At 71.1% G+C, this 25,054-nt stretch carries 27 protein-coding genes; 18 read left to right on the top strand and 9 right to left on the bottom strand.

Annotated features, from left to right (window positions below):
- Positions 1-55: 55 nt before the first annotated feature.
- The 7 genes from MA875_RS12550 (at position 56) to MA875_RS12520 (ending at position 6,012) form a co-directional block, all read left to right on the top strand.
- On the top strand, positions 56-883 hold the full coding sequence (locus tag MA875_RS12550) for a carbohydrate ABC transporter permease (RefSeq protein ID WP_372492576.1): 828 nt from the start codon (positions 56-58) through the stop codon (positions 881-883).
- Positions 883-3,120 carry an alpha-xylosidase gene (yicI, locus tag MA875_RS12545; protein WP_248242591.1) on the top strand — a complete coding sequence of 746 codons (2,238 nt, stop codon included), beginning with the start codon at positions 883-885 and terminating at the stop codon, positions 3,118-3,120. Before MA875_RS12550 ends, yicI begins: the two co-directional genes overlap by 1 nt.
- Before the next feature lie 35 nt (positions 3,121-3,155).
- The gene (locus tag MA875_RS12540; protein WP_248242590.1) at positions 3,156-4,586 is read left to right on the top strand and encodes a GH1 family beta-glucosidase; all 1,431 of its coding nucleotides are present in this window, start codon (positions 3,156-3,158) and stop codon (positions 4,584-4,586) included.
- Between the two features lie 53 nt (positions 4,587-4,639).
- Positions 4,640-4,939 carry a GNAT family N-acetyltransferase gene (locus MA875_RS12535; protein ID WP_248242589.1) on the top strand — a complete coding sequence of 100 codons (300 nt, stop codon included), beginning with the start codon at positions 4,640-4,642 and terminating at the stop codon, positions 4,937-4,939.
- Positions 4,940-4,980: 41 nt separating this feature from the next.
- Complete coding sequence (locus MA875_RS12530; protein WP_248242588.1) at positions 4,981-5,397, top strand: DUF1622 domain-containing protein; 417 nt, start codon at positions 4,981-4,983, stop codon at positions 5,395-5,397.
- Positions 5,398-5,458: 61 nt separating this feature from the next.
- A complete protein-coding gene (locus MA875_RS12525; protein ID WP_248242587.1) occupies positions 5,459-5,698 on the top strand; it encodes a hypothetical protein in 240 nt (79 codons plus the stop codon).
- Positions 5,698-6,012 (top strand): hypothetical protein, encoded by a 315-nt coding sequence (locus tag MA875_RS12520; protein ID WP_248242586.1) that lies wholly within the window; start codon positions 5,698-5,700, stop codon positions 6,010-6,012. The genes MA875_RS12525 and MA875_RS12520 overlap by 1 nt, the downstream gene beginning before the upstream one ends.
- 4 nt (positions 6,013-6,016) lie before the next feature.
- Here the strand turns inward: MA875_RS12520 and MA875_RS12515 are convergent, their stop codons facing one another.
- Positions 6,017-6,778 carry an alpha/beta fold hydrolase gene (locus MA875_RS12515; protein WP_248242585.1) on the bottom strand — a complete coding sequence of 254 codons (762 nt, stop codon included), beginning with the start codon at positions 6,776-6,778 and terminating at the stop codon, positions 6,017-6,019.
- 90 nt (positions 6,779-6,868) lie between these two features.
- On the opposite strand from MA875_RS12515, the gene MA875_RS12510 reads away from it, so the two are divergent.
- From MA875_RS12510 to MA875_RS12495, 4 genes are all read left to right on the top strand, one after another.
- Positions 6,869-8,023: an exonuclease SbcCD subunit D gene (locus MA875_RS12510; protein ID WP_248242583.1), complete on the top strand. Its 1,155-nt coding sequence runs from the start codon at positions 6,869-6,871 to the stop codon at positions 8,021-8,023.
- Complete coding sequence (locus MA875_RS17830; protein ID WP_248242582.1) at positions 8,020-11,040, top strand: AAA family ATPase; 3,021 nt, start codon at positions 8,020-8,022, stop codon at positions 11,038-11,040. The genes MA875_RS12510 and MA875_RS17830 overlap by 4 nt, the downstream gene beginning before the upstream one ends.
- A 61-nt stretch (positions 11,041-11,101) precedes the next feature.
- Positions 11,102-11,290, top strand: coding sequence for a hypothetical protein (locus tag MA875_RS17825; RefSeq protein ID WP_248242581.1), 189 nt, complete (start codon positions 11,102-11,104; stop codon positions 11,288-11,290).
- Positions 11,287-12,756: an MFS transporter gene (locus MA875_RS12495; RefSeq protein WP_248242580.1), complete on the top strand. Its 1,470-nt coding sequence runs from the start codon at positions 11,287-11,289 to the stop codon at positions 12,754-12,756. The genes MA875_RS17825 and MA875_RS12495 overlap by 4 nt, the downstream gene beginning before the upstream one ends.
- 147 nt (positions 12,757-12,903) lie before the next feature.
- Here the strand turns inward: MA875_RS12495 and MA875_RS12490 are convergent, their stop codons facing one another.
- Both MA875_RS12490 and MA875_RS12485 read right to left on the bottom strand, forming a co-directional pair.
- Complete coding sequence (locus MA875_RS12490; RefSeq protein WP_248242579.1) at positions 12,904-13,560, bottom strand: response regulator transcription factor; 657 nt, start codon at positions 13,558-13,560, stop codon at positions 12,904-12,906.
- Positions 13,561-13,570: 10 nt separating this feature from the next.
- Positions 13,571-15,142 carry a sensor histidine kinase gene (locus tag MA875_RS12485; RefSeq protein WP_248242578.1) on the bottom strand — a complete coding sequence of 524 codons (1,572 nt, stop codon included), beginning with the start codon at positions 15,140-15,142 and terminating at the stop codon, positions 13,571-13,573.
- Between the two features lie 90 nt (positions 15,143-15,232).
- Here MA875_RS12485 and MA875_RS12480 point away from each other — a divergent pair, with 90 nt between their 5' ends.
- The 3 genes from MA875_RS12480 to MA875_RS12470 all read left to right on the top strand — a co-directional run bounded on the left by MA875_RS12480 (position 15,233) and on the right by MA875_RS12470 (position 17,632).
- Positions 15,233-16,393: a phosphotransferase gene (locus MA875_RS12480; RefSeq protein WP_248242577.1), complete on the top strand. Its 1,161-nt coding sequence runs from the start codon at positions 15,233-15,235 to the stop codon at positions 16,391-16,393.
- A 108-nt stretch (positions 16,394-16,501) separates the two neighbouring features.
- A complete protein-coding gene (locus tag MA875_RS12475) occupies positions 16,502-16,936 on the top strand; it encodes a hypothetical protein (RefSeq protein ID WP_248242576.1) in 435 nt (144 codons plus the stop codon).
- A gap of 138 nt (positions 16,937-17,074) precedes the next feature.
- Positions 17,075-17,632 (top strand): hypothetical protein, encoded by a 558-nt coding sequence (locus MA875_RS12470; protein ID WP_248242575.1) that lies wholly within the window; start codon positions 17,075-17,077, stop codon positions 17,630-17,632.
- A gap of 168 nt (positions 17,633-17,800) precedes the next feature.
- On the opposite strand, the gene MA875_RS12465 is transcribed toward MA875_RS12470, so the two are convergent.
- The 4 genes from MA875_RS12465 to MA875_RS12450 all read right to left on the bottom strand — a co-directional run bounded on the left by MA875_RS12465 (position 17,801) and on the right by MA875_RS12450 (position 21,083).
- Complete coding sequence (locus MA875_RS12465) at positions 17,801-19,879, bottom strand: NAD(+) synthase (protein WP_248242574.1); 2,079 nt, start codon at positions 19,877-19,879, stop codon at positions 17,801-17,803.
- 67 nt (positions 19,880-19,946) lie between these two features.
- Complete coding sequence (locus MA875_RS12460; protein WP_248242573.1) at positions 19,947-20,264, bottom strand: hypothetical protein; 318 nt, start codon at positions 20,262-20,264, stop codon at positions 19,947-19,949.
- A 3-nt stretch (positions 20,265-20,267) separates the two neighbouring features.
- Positions 20,268-20,714: a GNAT family N-acetyltransferase gene (locus MA875_RS12455; RefSeq protein WP_248242572.1), complete on the bottom strand. Its 447-nt coding sequence runs from the start codon at positions 20,712-20,714 to the stop codon at positions 20,268-20,270.
- A 159-nt stretch (positions 20,715-20,873) separates the two neighbouring features.
- Positions 20,874-21,083 (bottom strand): hypothetical protein, encoded by a 210-nt coding sequence (locus tag MA875_RS12450; RefSeq protein ID WP_248242571.1) that lies wholly within the window; start codon positions 21,081-21,083, stop codon positions 20,874-20,876.
- Between the two features lie 200 nt (positions 21,084-21,283).
- Here MA875_RS12450 and MA875_RS12445 point away from each other — a divergent pair, with 200 nt between their 5' ends.
- From MA875_RS12445 to MA875_RS12435, 3 genes are all read left to right on the top strand, one after another.
- Positions 21,284-21,562: a DUF6412 domain-containing protein gene (locus MA875_RS12445; protein ID WP_248242570.1), complete on the top strand. Its 279-nt coding sequence runs from the start codon at positions 21,284-21,286 to the stop codon at positions 21,560-21,562.
- A 102-nt stretch (positions 21,563-21,664) separates the two neighbouring features.
- Complete coding sequence (locus MA875_RS12440) at positions 21,665-22,420, top strand: YidC/Oxa1 family membrane protein insertase (RefSeq protein WP_248242569.1); 756 nt, start codon at positions 21,665-21,667, stop codon at positions 22,418-22,420.
- Positions 22,421-22,470: 50 nt separating this feature from the next.
- Positions 22,471-22,983, top strand: a complete 513-nt coding sequence (locus MA875_RS12435; RefSeq protein ID WP_248242568.1) for a DUF1990 domain-containing protein — start codon at positions 22,471-22,473, stop codon at positions 22,981-22,983.
- Here MA875_RS12435 and MA875_RS12430 read toward each other — a convergent pair.
- Complete coding sequence (locus MA875_RS12430; RefSeq protein WP_248242567.1) at positions 22,967-23,374, bottom strand: GNAT family N-acetyltransferase; 408 nt, start codon at positions 23,372-23,374, stop codon at positions 22,967-22,969. The genes MA875_RS12435 and MA875_RS12430 overlap by 17 nt on opposite strands.
- 73 nt (positions 23,375-23,447) lie before the next feature.
- Positions 23,448-24,377 carry a glutaminase A gene (glsA, locus tag MA875_RS12425; protein WP_248242566.1) on the bottom strand — a complete coding sequence of 310 codons (930 nt, stop codon included), beginning with the start codon at positions 24,375-24,377 and terminating at the stop codon, positions 23,448-23,450.
- A gap of 127 nt (positions 24,378-24,504) precedes the next feature.
- Between glsA and MA875_RS12420 the strand changes: the two genes are divergently transcribed.
- Entirely contained in the window at positions 24,505-24,777 is a 273-nt protein-coding gene (locus tag MA875_RS12420; protein ID WP_248242565.1) for a hypothetical protein, read from the top strand.
- Positions 24,778-25,054 lie beyond the last annotated feature (277 nt).

Genomic DNA, 25,054 nt, shown 5'->3' with positions numbered 1-25,054 from the left:
GACGGCCCCGAAGACAGGACGCCGTTCGAATCGTCCGCCGAAGGCGCGCGGTGGAATGACCCGCAAGAACGGTGTCGACTGGCTGATGCTCGCCTTCGCGATCGTCGCTGCGATCCTCATCGCCGCACCGTTCTACCTGATCCTCATCAACTCGTTCAAATCGCCCGCCGACTACTCCACGGGTGGTCCGCTCGCGCTTCCCTCGGCGATGTACCTCGACGGAATCGCCGCGTTCTGGGAGCGGGTCAACTTCCCCCAGAAGGTGTGGAACTCGGTGTTCATCTCGGGCACCGTGGCGATCCTCGCCGTGCTGATCTCGGTGCTGAACGCGTTCGCGATCGGGATCGGGCGGGTGCGCGGCCGCTCCTGGATCGTGCTGCTGTTCCTCCTGGCGAACCTCCTGCCGCAGGAGGCCCTGCTCTACCCGCTGTACTACATGTTCCGAGAGGTCGGGCTGTACAACAACGTGTGGTCGGTGATCATCGTCTTCACCGTCATCCAGGCCGCCTTCGGCACCTACCTGCTCTCGGCCGTCTACGGCACCTTCCCGAAGGAGGTGCTCGAGGCCGCCGCGATCGACGGGGCGAGCCGGTGGCAGATCCTGTGGCGCGTGATCTTCCCGATCAGTCGTCCGACGCTCTCGGTGCTGCTGATCTTCTTCTTCATCTGGACCTGGAACGAGTTCCTGATCCCCCTCACCTTCCTCGTCTCCAACGAGAACCAGACGGTGCCGGTCGCGATCAGCCTGCTGCAGGGGGAGCGGCTGATGGATGTCACGACGACCAGCGCCTCGGCCCTCCTCGGCCTCATCCCCACCCTCCTCTTCTTCCTCATCTTCCAGCGCACCCTCACCCGGGGCATCACGGCAGGAGCAGTCAAGTAATGAAGTTCACCGACGGGTTCTGGCAGCTGCGCCCCGGCGTCACCGCGCTCTACGCCGCGGAGGCGTACGACATCCGGCAGACGGATGACGGTGTCGACGGCGCCGCACTCGAGATCACCGCCCCGACCCAGGTGATCGCCCGCCGCGGCGATGTGCTCAACCGCACCACCCTGACCACCACGGTGTCCTCGCCGATCGAGGGTGTCATCCGGGTGCGGATCGCCCACCACATCGGCGGCCGGTGGCATGGAGGGTTCGCCCTGCCCGGCGCGGGGGAGCGCGGAACGGGAGCAGGGGTCGCCGATGCCGGGGCCGGGACGCTCGTCAGCGGCCCGCTCACCGCCCGGATCGCGCCGGGGGCACCGTGGTCGCTGTCGTTCGATGTCGACGGTGTGCGGGTGACCGGCAGCGGACACAAGGCGCAGGCCTTCGTGCGCCTCGGCCCCGAGGCCGCGGTCGAGCACGGCATCGTCGGCAACGCCCGCGCCGAGACCGGCGTGCCGCCCGAGCGCGCGTTCGTCCACGAGCAGCTCGACCTGGGGGTCGGCGAGACGATCTACGGGCTGGGCGAGCGCTTCGGTCCGCTGGTGAAGAACGGTCAGACCATCGACGTGTGGAATGCCGACGGGGGCACGTCCAGCGAGCAGGCATACAAGAACGTGCCGTTCTACCTCTCCTCGCGCGGGTACGGTGTGCTCGTGAACGACCCCGGTCACGTCTCTTTCGAGGTCGGATCGGAGGCCGTCGAGCGCGTGCAGTTCAGCGTGCCCGGCGAGGTGCTGGAGTACTTCGTCTTCGCCGGCCCGACGCCCAAGGACGTGCTGACCCGGTACACCTCCCTCACCGGACGCGCCCCCGTCGTGCCCGCCTGGTCGTACGGCCCGTGGCTGTCGACGTCTTTCACGACCGACTATGACGAGCAGACCGTCACCTCGTTCATCGAGGGGATGGCCGAGCGTGACATCCCGCTGTCGGTGTTCCACTTCGACTGCTTCTGGATGCGCGAGTTCAACTGGTGCGACTTCGAATGGGACCCCCGGGTCTTCCCCGACCCCGACGGCATGCTCCGTCGCCTTCACGACCGCGGGTTGAAGGTCTCGGTGTGGATCAACCCCTACATCGCCCAGCGCTCGCCGCTGTTCGCCGAGGCGGCCGCCGCCGACTACCTCGTGCAGCGCGGCGACGGGTCGGTGTGGCAGTGGGACCTCTGGCAGGCCGGGATGGGCCTGCTCGACTTCACCAATCCCGCCGCGGTGCGCTGGTACCAGGACAAGCTGCGAGTGCTCCTCGCGCAGGGCGTCGACTGCTTCAAGACCGACTTCGGCGAGCGGATCCCCACCGATGTCGTGTGGCACGACGGGTCCGACCCCGCCCGCATGCACAACCTGTACGCGCAGCTGTACAACCGGGCCGTCCACGACGTCCTCGTCGCCGAGCGCGGCGAGGGCGACGCGGTGCTGTTCGCCCGCTCAGCCACCGCCGGCGGCCAGACGATGCCGGTGCACTGGGGCGGCGACAACACATCGACGTTCCCCTCGATGGCGGAGAGCCTGCGCGGCGGCCTGTCGCTGGCGATGAGCGGCTTCGCCCACTGGAGTCACGACATCGGCGGGTTCGAGGGAACCCCCGATCCGGCGGTGTTCAAGCGGTGGGTGGCCTTCGGCCTGCTCTCGAGTCACAGCCGCTTCCACGGGTCGGACTCGTACCGGGTTCCGTGGGCGTTCGACGATGAGGCCGTCGACATCACGCGCCGCTTCGCGCAGCTAAAGATGCGGCTCATGCCCTACCTCTTCCAGGCAGGCATCGACGCCGCCCGCACGGGTGCCCCGATCATGCGCCCGATGCAGCTGGAGTTCCCGGATGACCCGGCGGTGGCCTACCTCGACCGGCAGTACCTTCTCGGCTCCGAGCTGCTGGTCGCCCCGGTTTTCTCCGAGACGGGTGTGGTCGATTTCTACCTGCCTGCGGGGGAGTGGACGAGCCTCCTCACGGGCGAGACGGTGACCGGCGGCGGCTGGCGCCGCGAGGTGCACGGCTTCGACAGCCTGCCGCTGTATGCCCGGCCGGGCGCGGTCATCCCGTGGGGGGCGCGCGACGACCGGCCCGACTACGACTACCACGACGGCCTCGCCCTCCGGGTGTTCCCCGGCAGGAGCGGGATGCGCAATGTGACCGTCACGGCTCCCGACGGGGCGTCGCGGGACTATAGCGTTGACCTGACGGACGTGACCGGATGACGGTGGGAGTCGGCGGAGTCCAAGGGGGAGCAGCCATGGTCGAGGGACGAGCGGACTATCGCGACGCGGGGCTGGTGTTCCCGCCCGGCTTCACCTTCGGGTCGGCGACCGCCTCGTATCAGATCGAGGGGGCGGCGACGGAGGACGGGCGTGGCCCGTCCATCTGGGACACCTTCTCCAAGACCCCCGGCAAAGTCTGGAACGGCGACACGGGCGACGTCGCGTGCGACCACTACCACCGGTGGGAGAGCGACCTCGACCTGATGAAGGACCTCGGTCTCGAGGCATACCGCTTCTCGATCGCGTGGCCCCGCATCATGCCCACGGGCACCGGCGAGGTGAATCAGGCGGGCCTGGATTTCTACGCGCGGCTCATCGATGGACTCCTCGCCCGCGGCATCCGTCCGGTCGCCACCCTCTACCACTGGGATCTCCCTCAGGCTCTCGAGGATGCCGGGGGCTGGCCGGCCCGCGCGACGGTCGACGCCTTCGCGCGCTACGCCGAGGTGGTCGGCGAGGCGTTCGGCGACCGGGCGCACACCTGGACCACTCTGAACGAGCCGTGGTGCTCGGCCTACCTCGGGTACGGGCAGGGCGGCCACGCGCCCGGCCGGCACGAGCCGGCCGCGGCGCTCGCAGCCGTGCACCACCTGAACCTGGGGCACGGCCGGGCGTTGCAGGCGCTGCGGGCGACCTCGACCGGAACGCCGGAGTACTCCGTCACCCTCAACTTCCACGTGCTCCGCGGGGTCGGCGACGGGGCAGGCGAGGCGATGCGACGGATCGATGCGCTGGCCAATCGAGCCTTCACCGGGCCGATGCTGCGCGGCGAGTACCCCGAAGATCTGCTGCAGGACACCGCAGGGGTGACCGACTGGGCCTTCGTGCAGGACGGCGACCTCGCCGACATCCATCAGCCGATCGATGTGCTGGGCGTCAACTATTACTCCACGGCAACCGTGCGCCTGTGGGACGGGGTGTCGCCCAAGCAGATGAACGACGGGCACAAGGGGGTCGCCGGCGGGACCGCGTGGCCCGGGAGCGACCAGGCTGTGGAGTTCGTGGAGCAGCCGGGACCGTACACCGCCATGGGGTGGAACATCGCGCCCGAGGGCCTCGAGGAGCTTCTGGTGTCGCTGTCGGAGCAGTTCCCCGAGCAGGCGCTCATGGTCACCGAGAACGGTGCCGCCTTCGACGACGAGGTCGCCCCCGACGGGTCGGTTCCCGACCCCGAGCGACTCGACTATCTGCGTCGGCACTTCACCGCGGCGCACCGGGCGATGGCTCGGGGAGTCGACCTGCGCGGATACTTCGTCTGGTCGCTTCTGGACAACTTCGAATGGGGCTACGGCTACGCCAAGCGGTTCGGCATCGTGCGGGTCGATTTCGACACGCTCGAACGGACCGTCAAGGACAGCGGCCGGTGGTATCGGGAGCTCGTGCGCACCCGGGCGATCCCGGAGTGAGCGCCCGGCGTTCCTTCAGCGCCGCTCCAGCGAACCGGGCGTACCCTGACGTGGTGACCGAACTGCGCTTCACCGACGAGAGGGACGCCTCGCGGTACACGTTGCACCGCGGCGACGACCTCGTCAGCGTCCTCGACTACAAGGACGACGGCCGCACCGTCGCCATGACCCGGGCGTACACGATCCCGACCTTCCGCGGAAAGGGCTACGCCGGAGAGCTGGTCGACCGGGCCGTCGCGCACCTCGAAGCCGAGGGGGGCCGCCAGGTGATCCCGGTGTGCTGGTACGTCGCCGACTGGTTCGATCTGCACCCCGACCGCGCGGGTATCCTGCGGCAGCGTTCCACGGCCTGAGCCCTCCCGCCTTCCGCGTCGGCGCGCTCTACACTGGGCGCGTGCGGCTCCAAGAGGTCTTCTCCGGCGTCGCCGTCGCCTTCGAGGCGGCCGGCGCCGCCGCCATGATCGTCGGCTTCGTGATCGCCCTTGTGCTGGGTGCGCGGTCGCTGCGTCGCCGCGAGGGCGGCCGGGCCGCGTTCTCGGTGCTGCGGAACGCACTCGGCGCGGCGATCCTGCTCGGCCTGGAGATCCTCGTCGCCGCCGATCTCATCCGCACCATCACCTCCAAGCCGTCGATCGAGGATGCCCTGATCCTCGGCCTCATCGTGCTGATCCGGACCGTGCTGTCGATCTCCATCCAGATCGAGATCGAGGGGGTGCTGCCCTGGCGCCGCGCGCTGCTGACCAGCGGCGGACAGCTGCTCGGCGATGCGGTGCGACGAGATCGCGCCGCGCAGGCCGGCACCGACCGCTAGCGACGCCGCGGCCAGCCGTCAACCCCGCGCCGGGCGTGGACGCGGGGAGCAGGATGGCGGCATGGACGACAAGGACCTGCCCGAGGGCGTGATCAACGCCGACCCCGCGGGGGGCTACGGCGACCAGCACGACAGTGCGGCGAAGGAGCGCAGCAGCGCCGGCGCCGATCCCGAGGCGCTGGACCGCTCCGGCCTGGCGGTCAACCCTGAGACGATCCCCGACGGGGAGGTCGAGAGCGACGTGCCGACGCAGGGGCTCGACCCCGACCTCTCCACCGACAGCCAGACCGAGGAGGACTGATGGGCGACCGGCGCGAACCCGACCACGAGGCAGTCGGCATCGGCGTTCCGCCGGCCGAGCCGCTGCACCCGCCGCAGGGCGCCTCGACCGATACATCCACCCCTGACCAGCCGGTCGAGGCTGCCGGGACGGACGACGATGTGGCCGAGCGCGCCGTCGCGGCGGCCGAGGCGCGCGCCGAGGCGTCGGATCCCGAGCCCGAGAAGGTCGAGGACGACCTGCGCGAGCGGGTCGAGGATGTCGGCGGCCAGGCCTCGGACGAGGAGGTCGACGACCTCGCCGAGCAGGTGACGACGGGCGACGAGGAGGCCTGAGGACTCAGCGGCCCTCGAGGAACGCGCGAATGAGGGTGGCGGTGGGTCCGGCGTTTCGGATCATCGTCTCGTGGCCGAATTCGGCGACCTCGCGCAGTTGCCCGTCGGACAGCGCATCGGTGAGCTGACGGGCCCATTCCACCGGCACCAGGATGTCGCGCTCCCCGCGGATCACGAGCGTGGGCGCATCCACCCGCCGGGCCGTGTCTTCCGGACGGTGCGCCATCACCGCGCGAACCTTCGCCAGAAGCCGCGGTCCGGCGCGGAGGTATTCCCGCGCCCCGACGGCGATCACCCGGGGGCTCTCGGGGATGATGTCGCGGATCAGTCGCCAGAGCTGACGGATCGTCGACCGCGCGCCCGGCTCCACCGTCGGACCGACGAGAACCAGTGCGTCGACCAGGTGCGGATGCCGCGCCGCGACCTCGAGCGCCACCTGGGCGCCCATGGAGTGGCCGAGGACGACGACGCGGGGACGCTCATCACCGGCGGTGAGGTCGGCGAGGTAGGCGGCGACGACGTCGGCGTTCTCCTCCATCGACAGCACCCGTCCGGGTTCGGGCGTCTCGCCGTACCCCGGGAGGTCCACGGCGACCACGCGGGCGAGGTCGTCGAGGAGTCCCTCCAACTCGGCGAAGGCGGATCGACCCATGCCGATCCCGTGGATGAGGACGAACAGATCGCGCCCCTCACCGGACTCCTGTGCGACGAGCGTCGCCCCGGCGTGGGTGAACCGCTCGATCGCGAAGGTGGGGGCGTCGCTCATTGCTCCCGACCCTAGGTGAGACCTGTGTTTCCGGGCGAACCGCGGGGCCGCAGCGGGGCGATGTCGGCGGGGGCGCTTACGGTGTGGGACATGCGGATCCTGCACACCTCGGACTGGCACATCGGGCGGTCGTTCCACGGCCATTCCACCCTCGATGCGCTGCGCGGAGTGCTCGACGCCCTCATCGTCCAGGTGCGTGAGAACGACGTCGATCTGGTGATCGTCGCGGGGGACGTGTTCGACTCCGCCGCCCCGGCGGCGGACTGCTACCGCCTGCTCACCGATGCTCTCCGAGGGATCAGCGACGCGGATGCCCGAGTGGTCGTCACCAGCGGCAACCACGACTCCGCCGCGCGGCTGGGCTTCCAGGCGGGTCTGCTGCGCCAGGGCATCCACGTTCTCACCGATCCCGCCGCGATCGGCACGCCCGTGACGATCGACGACGAGCACGGCCCCGTGCACGTGTACGGCATCCCCTTCCTCGAGCCGTCGCTCGTGCGCCACCTCTGGCCGGGGGTGGAGGTGCGCACCCAGGCGCAGGCGCTGGACCAGGCGCTCGGTCTGGTCCGCACCGACGTCGCCGCGCGCGGGGGGCGGTCGGTGGCGATCGCCCACTGCTTCGCGGCGGGTGTCGAGCCGACGACGGGCCTGGAGCGCGACATCCAGCAGGGCGGCCTCGACGTGGTGCCGCTCGCCGCGTTCGACGGGTTCGACTACGTCGCGCTCGGCCATATCCACGGACGCCAGCGACTGTCCGACGCGGTGCGGTACGCGGGGGCGCCGCTTCACTACAGCTTCGGCGAGGCCGACAAGCCGCGGGGCTCGTGGCTGGTCGACCTCGACGGCGACGGGCTCGCCCGGGTCGCCTGGCTCGAGCTCCCCGTGCCGCGGCGGCTGGTCACGCTCCGGGGGCGGCTCGACGACCTGCTCAGCGCTCCCGCGCACGCCGAGTGGGAAGACGCGTGGGTGTGCGCGCAGTACACCGATCCGACGCCGCAGAGCGATCCGATGCGGCGCCTGCTGGCACGCTTCCCCTACTGCGCCACCGTCGTGCACACACCGGAGGGGGCGCGAGCGGACGACGGCTCGACGTACGCCCGGCGGGTGCGTGCCGCCCGCAACGACGGCGAGCTGATCGACGCTTTCCTCGCTCACGTCCGCGACGGCGAGGGTGCGAGCGAGCGCGAGCGCGAGATCATCGCCGCCGTCGTCGAGGAGCGCGTCGGCGCGGAGGTCTCCGCGTGAAACTTCACCGCATCGAGCTCGAGGGATTCGGTCCCTTCCGTGAGCGCCAGGTGGTCGACCTCGATGCCTTCGACGTCGACGGCATCTTCCTCATCTCCGGCCGCACCGGCGCCGGCAAGTCCAGTGTGCTCGACGGCATCTGCTTCGCCCTCTACGGGGGTGTGCCGCGCTATGACGGTGCAGAGAAGCGGCTGCGAAGCGATCACTGCGGGCCGGATGATCCGACGAGCGTCGCGGTGGAGTTCACCACCGCCGGTCGACGTTTCCGCGTCACCCGGTCGCCCGACTACCCGCGACGCAAGCGCCGGGGGGAGGGGTTCACGGTCGTCGCGGCCGACGCGGAGCTCGCCGAGCTCGTCGACGGTCAGTGGCAGGGACGCGCCAGCGGGCCGCGTCACGTCGGGCTCGAGCTCGATGAGATCCTGGGGCTCAGCCAGCAGCAGTTCCTGCAGGTGATCCTCCTTGCCCAGAACCGCTTCGCCGAGTTCCTCCTGGCCAAGAACGACGACCGGCAGAAGCTGCTGCGGCGCCTCTTCGGCACCCGCACCTACGAGGACTACCTCCACGCCTTCGAGGAGCGCCGTCGAGCGACGGAGCGCGACGTGGCCGACGCGACCGGGGCGGCGGCTCTTCTCCTCGGCGAAGCGGAGCGGCTGCTGCCCTCCGACGAGTCGGCCGACCTCGAGACGGCGGCGGCGGGGGGAGCGACGGCCGGCGTGCGTCTGGATGTCGTCGAACGCGGGGCGCAGCGTGCGGACTACCGGGCCGAATCGCTCCGCCTCGCGCGTGACGCCGCCGAGACGGCGCACCGCGCAGCCGAGGACCACCACGCCGCGATGCGGCGCCTGCGGCAGGCGCAGGAGGAACGCGCACGGTCGCGGGCCGCGTTGGCGGCGCTCGAGGCCGAGGCCCCGACCGTCGACGCCGCGCGACGAGAGCTCGTCGCCGCGCGCGACGCCGAAGCGCTGCGTGCGCCGCTCGAGGCCGCCGAGGTGGCCGAGACCGAGCGGGCGGCCGGGCTTGCGGCAGTGCGCGCCGTCGTCGACGACCTCGGGCTGAGCGACGCCGACCTCGCCACGCTGCCGCTCGAGGCGCTCGATACCCTCGTGCTGCAGCTCACCGGAGAGCTGGCGGTCTGGCGCGACGCGCAGAACGTGGAGAAGGCACTGGATGCCGCCGAGCAGGCGTTCACCGCAGACGTGGCGCGCATCCGCGAGGAGGAAGAGCTCATCGCCCGCCTGGACGCCGATCGGGCGCGCATCCCCGTTCAGCGCGCCGCGGTCGAGGCCGAGCTCGCGCCCGCGCGCGATGCCGCTGCGGGTGCGGATACCGCGCGGACGCGCCGGGACGAAGCCCGCGCGCGCCACGACGCGGCTGCCGAAGCCGTCGACCTCGCGCAGCGCACGCTCGCTGCCGAGCAGGAATCGCTCGCCGCAGCCGAGATGGCGGCCGCGGCCAACGATGCGGTGGTGTCGTTGCTGCGCCGCAGGGCCGCAGACCGGGCGGGCGGGCTCGCGGCCGACCTCGTCGACGGCGAGGCGTGTCCCGTGTGCGGCTCGGTCGAGCACCCTCACCCGGCCGAACCGACCGGCGACCCCGTCTCCGACGACGACATCGCACGCGCCGAGGCGGCGCAGCAGACGGCGTCGGACTCCGCGCGCCAGGCGGCGGAGGTGTTCCGCGCGGCGCGCGAGGCCGAGGCTCACGCCGCTGCCCGCGCGGGCGGCCTCGATCTCGAGGCCGCGTCGGCTGCGCTGCTCGAGGCGGAGGCAGCGCTCCGAGCCGGCGAGGCCGCCGTCGTCGAGCGGGATCGGCTGCTCGCGACCCTCGATACCCTCGCCCTCCTCGACGCGGAGGCCGCGCAGGAGCGCGACCGGCTCACCGCACACCTCGCGACGCTCCGAGAAGACGTCTCCGCCCGCGAGGCCGAGCTCCGCGAGAAGCGCCGCGTGGTCGCCGCGGCCCGCGGCGACCACGCCTCCGTGTCCGCCCGCATCGAAGCGGCCAGCCTCCGACGCGATCGCGCCACCCGGCTCGCCGCCGTCCACCGCGCGGCCGACATCGCCACCGCCGCAGCCGAGCGCGCGGCGGCCGACCGGGACGACCGAGTCGCGGCATCCGGTTTCGGCGACCTGCGCGCGGCACGCGAAGCCCTTCGCACCGCGCCCCAGCGCGAGGCCCTCGAAGAACGCATCCGCACCCATGAGGCGGCGCTCCGCGCGGAGCGCGACCGGCTCCGCGACCTCGAACTCGCGCTGGCGGGCGAGCCGGAGGAACTCGTCGACGTCTCGGCCGCGGAGTCCGCCCTCGTCGCCGCGCGGGAGGCGTGGGTGGCGGCCGTCGACGCGGCCGCCGATGCCGCAGCGACGGCCGCGCGCCTGCGCACCCTGCTCGAGCGCGCCCGGGAGGCACTCGGCGACGTCACCGCGCTCGCAGAGGAGCAGCAGGTGGTCGCGCGCCTCGCCGACACCATCGCCGGGCGGGCGCCGAACACGCACCGGATGACGCTGGAGTCCTTCGTGCTCGCCGCGGAACTCGAGGAGATCGTCGCGGCGGCGAACCTGCGGCTCAGCGACATGTCGTCGGGCCGCTACCAGCTGCGGCACACCGACGCGCTCGCCGCCCGGGGTGCGGCCTCAGGGCTCGGCCTCGAGATCCTCGACGCGCACACCGGTGCGGCGCGCCCCGCGCAGTCGCTGTCAGGCGGCGAGACCTTCCTCGCCTCGCTCGCGCTCGCGCTCGGCCTCGCCGAGGTCGTGACCGCGCGTGCCGGCGGGGTGAGACTCGACACCCTCTTCATCGACGAGGGCTTCGGCTCCCTCGACGACGACACGCTCGAACTGGCGATGACGACCCTCGATGAGCTCCGCCAGGGCGGCCGCACCGTCGGACTGATCAGTCACGTCGCGACCATGAAGGAGCGGATCCCCGCCCAGCTGCACGTTCAGGCCACCCCGCAGGGGCCCAGCATCATCCGCCAGGACGCCTCGGCCGCGGCATCCCTCCTGCCGGCGTGATCGCCCCCGGGCAGTGGGTCACGGCGCGTCCCGCCCGCGCAGCCGGGCGTAGGCTATGCGGGTGAACAAGGGCACGATCTGGACCATCCTCGGAGTGATCGTCGCGATTCTCATCGCGTGGTTCCTCGTCAACATCCTCTTCTCCGTGCTGGCCTTCGTCTTCAAGCTCGCCGTGGTCGCCGTGGTGGCGGTGATCGTCTTCTTCATCCTCCGCGCCGTCTTCAGCCGAGACGGGTCGGAGCGGCCGTGACGACGAGCGCGCCGACGACTGCAATCATCCCGCTCTCGAACGCCCGCAAGTGGCAGGCGTTCTGGGTGTGCGTCGCCGTGGCCGCGCTCACCATCCTCGACCTCACGAAGGTCAACGTCGCCCTTCCCTCGATCGAGACGGGGCTCGGGGCAGGGTCGACCGAGGTGCAGCTGATCGTGTCGGGCTTCGTCCTGACCTTCGGCCTCACCCTCGTCCCCATGGGTCGGCTGGGTGACCAGCGCTCGCGCCGCACGCTGTTCGTGGTGGGTTTGGCGCTCTACACCCTCACCAGCATCCTGTGCGCGCTCGCGCCCAACGCGCTCGTGCTGCTCATCGCGCGCCTGCTGCAGGGTGTCGCCGCCGGCATCCAGATGCCGCAGGTGCTGGGCACCGCTCAGGAGCTCTTCCAGGGCAAGGAGCGCGGCCGCGCCTTCGGCCTCTTCGGCGCGACGATCGGCATCGCGACCGCCTTCGGTCCCACGATCGGGGGTCTCCTCATCGCCCTGGGTGGCGAGACCGACGGGTGGCGGCTGATCTTCTGGATGAACGTGCCGCTGTGCCTGATCGCCATCGCACTCGTCCTGTGGCTGCTGCCCGACACCCGCACCCGTTCGGCGCGGAAGGTGCAGCTCGACCCGGTCGGCCTGCTGCTGTTCGGCCTCACCGTGCTCTCGCTCATGTGGCCCTTCCTGTTCACGACCGGAGCGCCCACCGACGACCCGGCCCGGTGGTGGCTGCTTCTCGCCTTCGCGGCCTTCCTCGCGCTGTTCCTCCTCTGGGAGCGCCGGTATGAGGCGCGCGGGGGCCAGCCGCTCATCCCGCTGAAGCTCTTCCGGGTCAGCTCGTACCGCAACGGCACGATCATCCAGACGACCTACTTCACCGCCCTGCCGGCGCTGTTCCTGCTCACCACCCTCTACCTCCAATTCGGCCTCGGGCTCGAACCGGTCTTCGCCGGCATGGTGTCGATCGGTTTCGCGCTGGCGAGCGCGGTGGCGTCGTGGGTCGGCGGGAACCTCGTGATCCGCTTCGGGCGACCGGTCGTCGTCTTCGGTGTCGTGGGTGTGCTGATCGCCGTGGTCGGACTCGTCACGGCGGCGGTGTTCTCCGCGCCGGCCCTGACCCCGTACCTGATGGCGGCGGTCATGGTGGTCGGCGGTTTCGGCGGTGGCCTCGTCATCGCCCCCAACCAGACACTCACCCTCGCCGAGATCCCGGTGAAGCAGGGCGGGGTCGCCGGTTCGGTCGGTCAGCTCGGTCAGCGCATCGGGACCGCCGTGGGCACCGCCGTCGCGCTCTCGCTCTTCTACGCCACCATCTATCGCGAGCAGGGCAACGCCGACGACCTCGTCGTCTACCACGACGCGTACCTGTACGGGATGCTGTCGGTCGCCGGCTTCCTCACGCTCGCCCTCATCGTGTCGATCCTCGACCTCGCCAAGCGCAAGGCCGCCGCGGAGGGCTGACGCGCCGCTCCTCTCGCGAGGCAGCCGAACTTCGGAGAATCGCGCCTACGTCGGATCGGATCGGCCATCAGGCTCCGCAGATCGCGCGATTCTCCGAAGCGGGAGCGCTGTGCCGCGGCCGTGGACGCGCCGCGCCGGCGCCGCGGATCAGGTGAGGCGGTAGCCGACGCCGCGCATGGTCTCGATGCGGCCGGGGCCGAGCTTCTGGCGGAGATACCCGATGTAGACGTCGACGACGTTCGAGCCGGGATCGAAATCGAACCCCCAGACGCGGCTGAGCAGCTGTTCGCGGCTGAGCACCTGCCCGGCGTGGCGCACCAGTTCCTCGGCCAGGGCGAACTCGCGCGCTGAGAGCTCCACAGCAGCGCCGCCCACATGGGCGCGACGGGTGCGGATGTCGAGCATCAGGTCGCGGTGACTCAGCTGGGTGGGAGCGGCCGCCTCCTCCCGCCGCATCCGCAACCGGATCCGCGCGACGAGCTCGTCGAAGCGGAAAGGCTTGCCGAGGTAATCGTCGGCGCCGCCCTCGAGACCGGCCACGGTGTCTTCGAGCTCCACCCGAGCGGTGAGCATGATGACGGGCATCGACGATCCGCTGCCGCGAAGCTCCTCGAGCACGCGGAATCCGTCCATGCCGGGCAGGTTCACGTCGAGCACGAGAAGATCGAACTCGCCGCTGAGGGCGAGGTGCAGCGCCTCGGGGCCGGTCGGCGCGACGCGCGTCGCGAAACCGGCCGCGCGCAGTCCCTTGTCGATGAAGCCCGAGATCCGCGCCTCGTCATCGGCGATCAGAATGGATGCCACGTCGTCCTCCTCACGCGCTCACACCGGCGCCGGGCCGCTCCGGCTCCGTGGGCTGCCGACCGTCTGCGCCGCCCGCGGACGCGGCCCACGCGGGCAGGGGTGGCCGGGGCGGAACGATCAGCCGCGGTGCCGCGGTGTCGGCCACGGGGAAGGTCATCACGAAGAGGGCGCCTCCGCCCGCGGCATCTTCCACCCTCGCCCGACCTCCGTGCGCGCGCGCGATCACCTGCACGATGTTCAGGCCCAGCCCGCTGCCCGCCCGCTCGGCAGACGCCGCCCCCCGATGGAACCGGTCGAAGACCGCGGACTTCTCGTCGTCGGGAACTCCCGGACCGAAGTCGCGCACCGAGATCTCCAGCTCGTCGCCCACGCGCCGGCTCGACAGCACCAGGCGTCCGCCGCCATGGGTCACCGCGTTCTGAGCCAGCTGCAGCACCGCCTGGGTCACCCGTGCGGGGTCGAGGACGGCGACCACCTCGGCGAACCCGCCGACGCCCACTTCGGCGCCCGCGATCCCCTCCGCTTTCCGGGCGATCTGGCGCATCAGGTCGGCGGCGTCCAGGGGCACGGGTTTCACCGGTGCCGGACCGTGCAGGGCCGCAGCCGCGGCGAGGTCCTGAACGAGCCGGCCCATCCGCTCGAGCTCGTCGACGGCGAGATCGCGGGTCTCGCGCACATCGGCGGGGCTGTCGGGGTCGACGACTTCGAGGTATCCGCGCACGATCGTGATCGGGGTCTTCAGTTCGTGACCGACGTCGCTGAGCAGTCGCCGCTGCGACTCCAGCGCCTGGTCGAGCCGGTCGAGCATGTCATTCATGGTTCGCGCGAGCTCTGAGACATCGTCGCGTCCCGACACCGGCAGCCGCTCCGACAGCGATTGGGCCGAGACGCGCTCGGCGGTCTCGCGCATCTGGCGGAGGGGGCGCAGAAGCCGACCGGTGACGAGGGCGGCGACGGCGCCGATGACGATGAGCGTGATGGTGCTTGCGATGATCCACACCCGGGCAGCGGCGTCGATCTCGGCGAGCTCGGCATTCAGGTCGTACGCGATGACGAACACCGCGTCCTCGCCGCTGCCGGTCACCGCGCTTCCCTCGACCGAGACGCCGATCGGGGTGGCAAGGAACCGCCAGGCCACCCCGTCTTCGGCGTACGTGCCGATGTAGGGCGATCCCGTCGCGGTCACCTCGTTCACGTGCGCGACGAATCCGGGCGCATCGCGCAGGTCGACATCGAGCGGCACCCCCGGCACGAGGCGCGGTTCGCCCGCCACGAGCCCCATCACACCGGTGTTGTCGTCGGGCGCCGCGCGCTGCACGACGGCGGCCAGGGCGCTCTCGGTCGAGGCCCAGGTGCCGGTGTCGGCGTCGCCCTGCTCGACGAGGAATCGCGCGGCATCGAGATTCGCCCCCAGCAGGTCATCGACCTGGCGGAGGATCCGCCCGCGCTCCTCGAGGTACACCGCCGCGCCCACGACGACCATGCCGAGGCCCGCGACGAGCGTGATGACGAGGATGATCCGCGCCCGCACCGACAGCACCGGCAGCCGGCGACGGGTCGGCGGGGTCGGCTCGGCGGTCACCCCTCCAGTATCGAGGTGCGCCCCGCCCGGCCGCCGAAGCCTAAGAGAGGTCTCATGACCGGCCCGCGGCATCCGTGCTGGAATTTCGAGATGACCCTCTCCACCGCCGCGAGTGAAGCCGAGCTGCTGCGCGATGCCCTCGACCTCGCGGTCGACACGCCGGTGGCGCTTCTCAGTCGCGAGCCGTTCGGCGATGGGGCGATCGCGGGCTTCGAGGTCGCGCCGCCGGGCGCCGCCCCCCTGACCTACTTCGTCGACACCTCGCGTCGCGTGGTACCGCAGGAGACGGGGATGCTGCTGGGCAGCCCCACCGCGCCCGAGTGCCGTATCTGGGTGCACCCCGCCGACCCGTACCTGCCGGCCCTCGCGCCGGCGGCGTTCTCGCAGGCAGCCGAGACGCTGCTCGCCCGCCTCGGTGTCGTCGCGATGGAGCCGCCGCACATCGTGGGCTACCGCGCCGGACGTCGTGCGGTGCTGCGCGTGGCCGTCCGGGGCGGAGTGAGATGGATCAAGGTCGTGCCGCCCCGCCGGGTCGAGCGCATCGTCGACACCCACCGTCGCCTCGCCGACGCGGGCCTCCCGATGGCGGACCTGGTCGGCTGGTCCGCCGACGGTCTGGTCGTGCTCGATCAGGCGAGGGGGATGGGAGCGCCGGATGTCGCGTGGCGACCAGAAGCCCTGCTCGACGCGGTCGACAGGCTGCGTCAGGCGCTCGCCGCGGTGCCGCTCGAGCATGCGGCGCGTGTGGGGCTCGCCGAGCGGCGCGACTGGTACGCCGCGCGGTTCCGCGACGGGGGTGACTCCGCTCGCGCGGCGCGGGTCGCCGATCTGCTCGAAAGGGTGGGCCGGGCGTGGCGCGACGATGAGCCGCGCAAGACCATCCACGGTGATCTCCACTTCGGTCAGCTCTTCCTCGACGGTGGCGGCGGTATCTCCGGACTCATCGATGTCGACACCACGGGTCGAGGCGACCCTGACGACGACGCGGCGGCGTTCATCGCCCACGCCGTCGCGAGCGCCTATCTCACGCCCGAGGGTCGTGACGCACGGGTGTGGGAGCTCGCGCGCGGGGCCCTTGCGCGGTGGGGGAGCGGACCGGTGCGGGCACGGGCGACGACCCTCCTTCTCGGGCAGATGCTCGGCGCGCAGGAACGTGGCCGTGACGATGCGGCGGCAGACCTCCTCGCCCTCGCCGAGGGGGTGCTCGACCCCGCCCGCCCGATCGACCGACCCCGACATGAGCCAACGTAAGAGCTGTCTCATGAACCCCTTGGAAACGGCTTAGTCGGGGCCGCGATTCTGGAATCACCGCCGGGGCCGACCCCCCGGAGCCCCGGCGGACAGACGAAGGAGAACGAGATGAACGACAAGAAGAAGTGGCTCACCTACGGCATCGCCGGCGCCCTGGGGCTCACCCTCGTCGGCGGCGCGGCCGCTGCCACCGCCGCCTCGATGAACCTGCAGTCCACCGACGGAAGCACCGTGCCCGGCGGATCGATCGTGGGCCCCGGCGGATCCGTCCTCGACCGCACCGGTGTGCAGATGAGCGTCACCGACACCTCGGCCACCGTGGTCTCGGCGATCTCGCCGACCCCGTCGCCCACGACGGTGCCCTCGCCCACGAGCCCGCCCGCCCCGTCGAGCACCGTCTCGGTCGTGAGCGCCCCCACCCCGGTGCCTCCGCCCGCCCCGGCTCCCGCCCCGGCACCGCCCGCGCCGGCTCCCGCTCCCGCTCCGGCCGACTCGCCGGCTTCGGCGCCGTCCGCGGCGTCGGTGGCTTCGGCGAACAGCTGAGCCCAGCCCCCCACAGAGCAGAGGGGATGACCGCGAGGTCATCCCCTCTGTGCGTGTCCGCGCGGTGAGTGCGTTACGTTCTCGTTGCGACTCGCGAACGTTCCGCGCCATCGGGCGGGCGCCGACGTAATGTGAAGCATGGTGTCACTATCCGCTTCCGGAACCGTCGTCGCCGTCGTGGGCACCGCGTCCGAAGAGGCGCTGCACGTTCTCAGCAGCGTCCCGGGCGTGGAGACCCTCAGCCTCCAGGGGAGCGAGCCCGCCCTCGGCGCGCGGCGCATCGCCGCGGCATCCGCTCCTCTCGTGGTCCACGATGCCGACCCCCTCGAGCACGTCGCGGCCGCCTGGGTCGAACTGTTCGAGGCGCGCTCGACCCTCGGGGTGCTCGAGGTAGAGGTCGAGAACGCGCTCGCCCAGTTCGAGGACGGCGCGGCGATCATGCCCGACTACTACATCGTGCTCGACCCCGCCGAGGCCGACGACACGTGGCGGCACTGGTGGTGCGGTGCACTCGGGTACCGGGCGCCGCGTCGGGTGCTGCCCGCGGCGGCGCCGACGTCGCCGAGGGATGCTGCGCTCCGACGTCTCCTCGCCGCCCTGCCGTCATCCCGGCCCTGGCCTGAGCCCGAGACGTGGCTGCCACGCCTCGCCTTCGACATCCCCGACCGCGTCGGGGTGCGCGACACCGGCCTCTGACCCGCGGCGCACGGCGGCCCGGGCCGGAGCCCCCGCCTCCGCGTCGGCCCCGTGCGCAACTGCGGGGATGAGGGCCGACACGCCGACCCCTGGCGCCGCTGCGCGGCGTGTCGCCGCCGATCCCCGCCGCTGTGCACGCGCACCGGCGCCGCAGGCGCAGGCGCCCCCTCAGTCGCCGGCGAACTGCGGCAACGCGGCGTCGAGCTCGGCGAGCCACGCGGCCGCGTTGCCGTCGGACGGTGCGCGCCAGTCGCCGCGGGGCGAGAGCGACCCCGCGGGCGAGACCTTCGGCCCGTTCGGGATGGCCGACCGCTTGAACTGCGCAAAAGCGAAGTAGCGCTGAAGGAAGTTCCGCAGCCACCGGACGATCTCGGGGAGCTCGTAGGCGTAGCGTTCGTCGGCGGGGAAGCCCGGGGGCCACGCCCCGGCATCCCGATCGGACCACGCCCGCTCGGCGAGGAAGGCGATCTTCGACGGCCGCAGGCCGTAGCGCAGCACGTGGAACAGTGTGAAGTCGTTGAGCGAGTAGGGGCCGATCTTGTCCTCGGTCGACTGGATCTCACCGTCCTCTCCCGCCGGCACCAGCTCGGGGCTGATCTCGGTGTCGAGCACCGACTGCAGTACGTCGATCGCCCGGTCGGAGAGCTCGGTCGACCCGCCCTCGGTCGCCGGCCGCGAGATCACCCATCGGATGAGGTGCTGGATGAGTGTCTTCGGCACCCCGGCGTTGACGGCGTAGTGACTCATCTGGTCGCCGACGCCATAGGTCGCCCACCCGAGCGCGAGCTCGGACAGGTCGGAGGTGCCGATGACGATGCCGCCGTTCTGGTTGGCCAGCCGGAAGAGGAAATCGGTGCGGATCCCGGCCTGCACGTTCTCGAACGTGACGTCGTACACCGGCTCGCCCCCCGAGAACGGATGACCGATGCCCTTCAGGATCTCGGTCGCCGCCGGCCTGATGTCGATCGTCTCGATCGACGCACCGATGGCCTCGGCGAGGGCGATCGCGTTGGATTTCGTGTGATCCGAGGTCGCGAATCCCGGCATCGTGTAGGCGAGGATGTCGCTGCGCGGGCGTCCCATCCGATCCATCGCCCGTGCCACGACGAGGAGCGCGTGGGTGGAGTCGAGGCCGCCGCTCACCCCGATGACGGGCTTCGGGCCGCCGATCGCGCGCATTCGCTGCTCCAGGCCCGACACCTGGATGTTGAACGCCTCGTAGCAGTCCTGCGCCAGACGCGCGGGGTCGTCGGGCACGAAGGGGAACCGGTCGAGCGTGCGCCGCAGACCGATGTCGCGCGCGGGCGGGTCGAGGCGGAAGTGCACGGTGCGAAACAGCGCGTCGGCGTGCTGGGTGCGGCGATTGTCGTCGAACGTGCCCTGCCGCATCCGATCCTGACGCAGCCGGTCGAGGTCGATGTCGGCCACAGCGTGGCGCGGACCGTCGGGGAAGCGCTCGGTCTCGGCGAGGAGGTTGCCGCCTTCGTAGATCATCGTCTGGCCGTCCCACGACAGATCGTTGGTCGACTCTCCCTTCCCTGCCGCGGCATACACGTATCCCGCGAGGCAGCGCAGCGACTGCGACTGGCAGAGGTCCTTCCGGTCCTCGGCGCGCGCGATCGTGATCGGGCTTCCCGACAGGTTCAGCAGCACCGTGGCGCCTGCGAGCGCTGCCGACGAGGACGGCGGGATGGGCACCCACACGTCCTCGCAGACCTCGGCATGGATCACGAGGTCGGGCACGTCGAGAGATTCGAAGAGCAGGTCGGGCCCGAAGGGCGCCTGGAGTGACCCGACCTGAATGTCCTCCCCGCGCTGGTCGTCGCCGGGCGCGAACCAGCGCCGCTCGTAGAACTCGCGGTAGGTCGGCAGATACGACTTCGGGGCGACGCCGAGCAGTTCACCGCGGTGGATCACGACGGCGCAGTTGTACAGGCGGTTGCGGTGGCGAAGCGGGGCACCGACCACGAGCACGGGCATGAGATCTTCGGATGCCGCGACGAGCCCTTCCACGGCGGTGACGACGCCGTCGAGCACCGCATCCTGCAGGAACAGGTCGTCGATGGCGTACCCGGTGAGACACAGTTCGGGAAAGACCGCGACGGCGACGGCGTCACCGTCGAGCGCGCGGGCGGTGTCGAGCACGGCGGTGGCGTTGGCCGCCGGGTCGGCGATCGCGACCGGGATGGTGCAGGCTGCGACGCGGGCGAAGCCGTGACGGTAGGCGCTCTCGAACGGCAGGCTCATGCGCCCAGTCTGGCAGGCGGGGTTCCGCGGGCGCTCCCCCTTGCCTCGGGCGCGGGCCTACCCGCATTCACGACGCCTGCACCCAGTGGCGAACCGACTCGTCGCGCGCGACGAGGAATCGGTCGTCCTCGGGGTAGAACACCGCGACATCGATGTCATCGCCGGCGAAACCCCGTATCGAGGCGAGGGAGTCCCAGCGCGAGACCGTCACGATCTCAGTGGTGCCGTCGCCCAGGTCGCGCGTGAGGATCCACGCGTCGAGATTGCCGGGGGTCGAACGATACGCCCTCATGCCGGTTCGCTCGACGTAGGCGACGTACTGCGCGGCCTCTTCTGTCCGCACCGCACCCCGCCACATCCTGACGACCGCGCGATTCTCATCCATGGGTCACACCCTCCGGGTTCCGATGGTCTCGCCGAACAGCTCGCCGGTCTTCTGAAAGCCGACGCGGAGATAGAACCCTTCCGGGCCGTCGGGCGCAGGATCCCACAGAACCGTGATCTCGTCGTAGCCGCGTCGCCGCGCTTCCGCCGCGACCTCCTCGACCGCGAAGCGTCCCACGCCCCGACCCTTGGCGTCATCCGCGATGTTCAGGCGCCAGATCCCACCTCGGAACGCGGGGATCTCGTTGTCGGGATCCCAGTTCGCCATGACGAATCCGACCACGGCGTCTCCGTCGAGAATGACGCGCGGCCAGGCTGTCGGAGTGACGTAGGCCTCGGCGATGGAGTACACCACCGGCGCGACATAAGCCTTCTCGCCCACTGCCGGGGGGATCTGGATCACCGCCGGAAGGTTGTCAGCGTCGAGTTCGGCCAGTCGGAGTTCACCCATGCCGGAACGGTAGTGCCGGGCTCCGACATCACCGCACGACTCTCTCCGGAGCTGCACGATGCGAGACTCTCCGGCGGGAGAGTGGCGCGTCCCGTGCGGTCGATCATCTCGCGTCGGCCGACCGCCGTCCACCGTCAGCCGATGACGGCCATCGACGCGTCAATCGGACCGGGCGAGCCCGTCGCGGATGACCTGCCGAATCCGCCAGATCGGAAACCCGCTGATCTGCTCGATCAGATCGACGTCGAACCCGTGCACGATGTAGGCCTCGCGCACGGCGCGGATCCGGGTGGGGGTGTCGGCGAAGGCCAGCGCGAACTCGGTCGCGTAGCGCTCCCACACGCTGATCTCGTACTGTGGTGCGGTCACGGTGCGTCACCTCGTCTCCGCTGGGTCGGGCGCCCCACGCGGCATCCCTCTCGGATGCTACGGCGCGCGCGTTACAGCCAGACGACACGCAGATTCCGTGCTCGCGACATGCCGAGGTGAACGCCGCCTCCCGCTCGGACGACGCCCCGCCCGTCGTCACGCGTGTTAGCGTGAGCGGGTCCAGGGGAGGGAGCGGCGCGATGCTCGACGCGGTCACGTCCTTCTTCCAGGTGCTGCTCACGCTGTCGGGCGTGATCGCCCTGAGTCCGTCGGACTCCGCGGCGGTGTGGGTCATCGTCGCCGCGTCGGCACTTCTCGTCGCGCTGCTTCTGACGACGGCCTCCCTGCCGTCGCGCGGGGCCTCACGCGATCGTGCGGAGCGCGCCATCGACGTCTCGGTGACGGTCGCGCAGAGCGATCCGGATGCTGCGGGCCACACCCGTTCGCGCGCTCCCGGGCTCGCGGCTCCGGCCGCGTAGCACCTCGACGTCCACCGCCCGCAGCAGGCGGGTGATCTCTGTGTTTGTCGATGTCCGTCGCGGCCGTTCCGCGACCCATCCCATCGACGAACGGACGACACCGTGGACCTCCTTTCCTTCCCTCCCCTTGCGGCGACCCTCGATGCGGCGTACGCGCTGCTCATGGGACTCGCCGACCTTCTGCAGCCCGTTGCCGGCGCGCCATCCGCTGCTCTCGCCGTCATCGTGCTGACGCTGCTGGTGCGAGCCATCCTCATCCCCACCGGCGTCGCTCAGGCCAAGGCCGAGCAGACGCGGGCTCGACTGGCGCCGAAGCTGCGCGAGATCCAGCGCCGGTTCACCGACGACCGCGAGCGGATGTCGCGCGAGACCATGAAGCTCTACGCCGACGAGAAGGCCTCGCCCTTCGCGGGCTGCGCCCCCGTGCTGGTGCAGGCGCCGATCGTCGGTATCGTCTACGCGCTGTTCCTGTATCCGGCGATCGCCGGGCACCCGAACGCCCTCCTCACCGAGGAACTCCTCGGCGTGCCGCTCGGCACGAGCCTTGCCGGGTCGATCCTCGGCGGCGCGGCCACGGGTGAGGTCGCCCTCGTCTTCGGGGTCGTCGTGACGCTCATCCTCGCTGTCGCGGAGCTCACACGGCGGCTGTTGCGCCCCGCGACCGGATCCGCGGACGCTGCACCCGGGGGTGAAGCGCTCATCCGAATGGCCGGGTTCCTGCAATTCGGCACGGCCGTGGTCGCCCTCTTCGTCCCTCTCGCCGCGGCGCTGTATCTTCTCGTGACCGTCAGCTGCACGCTCGTGCAGCGGCTGATGCTGCGCCGGCGGTTCCCGATCGAGGTCGGCGTCAGAGAGTGAGGAGCCTCGGATGCCGCGCCGCGGCGTCCCCCGGCGCCTAACGTGAAGACGTGAGCGACCTGACGTACGACGAGATGGGCGCGACCGGGGGCGACCTCCCCGCCGGCTACCACCACACGCGGATGAAGCGGGTGGTCGGGCACGGGCGCGCCGACTTCGAGCGTGCGGCGGACCTGCTCTTCGCCGGCGAGGTGCAGCGCCGAGCGGGCGCCGAGGTGCGGATGTCGGAGGACCCCCTTCGCGAGGGGACGCGCGTGGAGATGCGGGTGCGCCTCGGCCCGCTGGTCTTCCGCATCCCGTGTCTTGTCGTGTACGCGGCGCGGACGCCCGACGCGTGCGGCTTCGCCTACGGGACGCTCCCCGGGCACCCCGAGAGAGGGGAGGAGCGATTCGAGCTGCGACTCGCTCCCTCGGGCGACGTCGTCTTCACGATCATTGCCTTCTCGCGCCCGGGCCGGTGGTTCACGCGGCTCGGAAGGCCTGCGGCTCGCCGGTTCCAGGCATGGATGACCCGTCGGTACCTCGCCGCGCTCGACGCTCCGGGCTTCAGCGGGCGGGCCTGACCATCGCGGTGGCATCCGGGGCTGCGAATCCGAACTGCGCATAGAGGCCGTGCGCGTCTCCGGTGAACAGGACCCAGCGGAAGTTCCTCCCCGGCCCGTCGTCGATCATCCGACGAACGATTCGCTTGCCGAGCGCCGCGCCGCGGTGAGGTGCCGTCACGAAGACATCGGCGAGGTAGGCGAAGGTCACACCGTCGGAGACGGCGCGCGCGAAGCCCACCTGTTCGCCCGTGTCGGCGCGATACGCTCCGACCACCCGCCAGGCGCCGGCGATCTGCGCCTCGACATCGGCGCGCCTCCGCTGCCGGCCCCAGTACGCCTCCGTCGACAGCCACGCCCAGACGACATCCGGTTGGATGCGGGCGGGATCGTCGTCGATGTCGTACTCCATGCGTTCATTCTCAGGGGAGTGACGGATGCCGCGACCGGGCCGGTTCGCACACGGTGGCCGCACACGCAAGTGCCTACGTCGCGAAGACGTGCAGCCCGAGGTCGTCGCTGAGCACCTCGCTCGCGATCCGGCCGCGCACGCTCGTGCCCTGATCGTCGAGCGGTGGACTCAGCACGGCGGCCCCGAGCGTGCGAGGCGCGGCGAGCACGACGGCCCCCGACACGCTGGATTTCGCGGGGACGCCGACGCGTCGCATCCATGTTCCCGATCCGTCGTAGACCCCGCAGGTCGCCATGACCGAGACGACATCGCGCGCGACGGACGCGGGGAGGACGCGTTCCCGCGTCACCGGGTTCACCCCACCGAGCGCGAGGGTCGCGCCCATCACCGCGAGGGCTTCGACGTCGACGAGCACGGCGCATGCCCGTCCGTAGACCTCGACGGCGTCGTCGGCGGTGACGTGAAGGGTGTCTTCGGCGCGCATGAGATGCGCGAGCGCGTGGTTGCGTTCGCCGTGCTCGCGCTCCTCCTCGGCCGTGCGCTCGTCGATCTCGAGCGGCCGGCCGGCGAAGGCGGAGAGCCCCTGCAGAATGCGGTTCGATCTGGCCTTGCCGTCGTCGCCGTCGACGAGGGAGGCGGTCAGAAGCGCGCCGGCGTTGACCATCGGGTTCGGCGGGCGGCCGGTGCCGCTTTCGAGCTTGATCGCATCGAACGCCTCGCCGGTCGGCTCGATCCCGACGCGGTGGAGCGCGTCACCGTCGGTGTCGAGGAGGGCGAGGGCGAAGAGGAAAGGTTTCACCGACGACTGCATGGTGAAGGCCGTGTCGGAGTGCGAGCTGCCGCGCACCGTGCCGTCGGGCAGTGCGAGAGCGATGGCGCAGAGCCTCGGGTCGGCTGCCGCGAGGCTGGGAATGCTGTCGTCGACGGCGCCCTCGTCGTGGGGGAGGACGCGCGAGCGCAGCGCGTCGAGGTCGTACGAACCCGGGTCTGCGGTAACGGTCATGGTTCGACCCTGTCACGGCCGGGGTGCGGATGTCGCCGGCCGCGCAGGTCACCGGCGGTTGTCAACCCCGTCGGATGCCGCGGGGATGCGAGAGACGCTGGGACTGTCCAACAGAAAGGCGCTCATCATGACGCAGGATTCGCACGACCACGGCTCCCTGGCAGCGGAGGAAGAAGGATACGAAGGACCGGACGTCGAGATGCCCCTGGGCGAAGACCAGCCCGACCCTTCCGAGTCGAAGGCGGATGCCACGAGTGCCGACAGTGCGGACGGCGAGGAGAAGTCGGACGGCCTCGGTCAGGACGGGACCATCCCCGATGAGCCCGATGGGGTCGCTGCCGGTCACACGGGGGAGCCGTCCAGCTTCGAGCCAGAGGAGGACGAGCGGGCGCAGGCCTGACGGCGGCGCGATGGGCGCATGCCGCCGGTGATCACCGCGGTGTGTGATCCTGGTGGGATGCCACTCGCCTTACCCGACGCGTTGATGCCGGTCCTCTTCCGATCGATGCGCGCCAATCGCACCTTCGTGACGGCCGGAGGCGCGAGGCGACGCCCCCGAGAGCGGGAGTTGCGTCCGAAACCGTACGGGCCGCCATCGCGATTGCGGCCCGGCATCCGTGTCGACGTGGAACAGGTAGACGGCTGGCCTGTCCACGGATGCCATAGATCCGAGCCTG

Origin of the sequence: Microbacterium kunmingense (genome assembly GCF_023155745.1) — a bacterium.
Taxonomy (GTDB): Bacteria; Actinomycetota; Actinomycetes; order Actinomycetales; family Microbacteriaceae; genus Microbacterium; species Microbacterium kunmingense.
The sequence above is the reverse complement of the archived record's forward strand: the minus strand, read 5'-3'. Positions and strand labels throughout refer to the sequence as shown.

Excerpts from the sequence above, each read along its gene's own strand:
- MA875_RS12550 (WP_372492576.1), top strand. The coding sequence starts at position 56 with ATGACCCGCAAGAACGGTGTCGACTGGCTGATGCTCGCCTTCGCGATC.
- yicI (WP_248242591.1), top strand. The coding sequence starts at position 883 with ATGAAGTTCACCGACGGGTTCTGGCAGCTGCGCCCCGGCGTCACCGCG.
- MA875_RS12540 (WP_248242590.1), top strand. The coding sequence starts at position 3,156 with ATGGTCGAGGGACGAGCGGACTATCGCGACGCGGGGCTGGTGTTCCCG.
- MA875_RS12525 (WP_248242587.1), top strand. The coding sequence starts at position 5,459 with ATGGACGACAAGGACCTGCCCGAGGGCGTGATCAACGCCGACCCCGCG.
- MA875_RS12520 (WP_248242586.1), top strand. The coding sequence starts at position 5,698 with ATGGGCGACCGGCGCGAACCCGACCACGAGGCAGTCGGCATCGGCGTT.
- MA875_RS12515 (WP_248242585.1), bottom strand. The coding sequence starts at position 6,778 with ATGAGCGACGCCCCCACCTTCGCGATCGAGCGGTTCACCCACGCCGGG.
- MA875_RS12510 (WP_248242583.1), top strand. The coding sequence starts at position 6,869 with ATGCGGATCCTGCACACCTCGGACTGGCACATCGGGCGGTCGTTCCAC.
- MA875_RS12480 (WP_248242577.1), top strand. The coding sequence starts at position 15,233 with ATGACCCTCTCCACCGCCGCGAGTGAAGCCGAGCTGCTGCGCGATGCC.
- MA875_RS12475 (WP_248242576.1), top strand. The coding sequence starts at position 16,502 with ATGAACGACAAGAAGAAGTGGCTCACCTACGGCATCGCCGGCGCCCTG.
- MA875_RS12470 (WP_248242575.1), top strand. The coding sequence starts at position 17,075 with ATGGTGTCACTATCCGCTTCCGGAACCGTCGTCGCCGTCGTGGGCACC.
- MA875_RS12465 (WP_248242574.1), bottom strand. The coding sequence starts at position 19,879 with ATGAGCCTGCCGTTCGAGAGCGCCTACCGTCACGGCTTCGCCCGCGTC.
- MA875_RS12460 (WP_248242573.1), bottom strand. The coding sequence starts at position 20,264 with ATGGATGAGAATCGCGCGGTCGTCAGGATGTGGCGGGGTGCGGTGCGG.
- MA875_RS12455 (WP_248242572.1), bottom strand. The coding sequence starts at position 20,714 with ATGGGTGAACTCCGACTGGCCGAACTCGACGCTGACAACCTTCCGGCG.
- MA875_RS12445 (WP_248242570.1), top strand. The coding sequence starts at position 21,284 with ATGCTCGACGCGGTCACGTCCTTCTTCCAGGTGCTGCTCACGCTGTCG.
- MA875_RS12430 (WP_248242567.1), bottom strand. The coding sequence starts at position 23,374 with ATGGAGTACGACATCGACGACGATCCCGCCCGCATCCAACCGGATGTC.
- glsA (WP_248242566.1), bottom strand. The coding sequence starts at position 24,377 with ATGACCGTTACCGCAGACCCGGGTTCGTACGACCTCGACGCGCTGCGC.
- MA875_RS12420 (WP_248242565.1), top strand. The coding sequence starts at position 24,505 with ATGACGCAGGATTCGCACGACCACGGCTCCCTGGCAGCGGAGGAAGAA.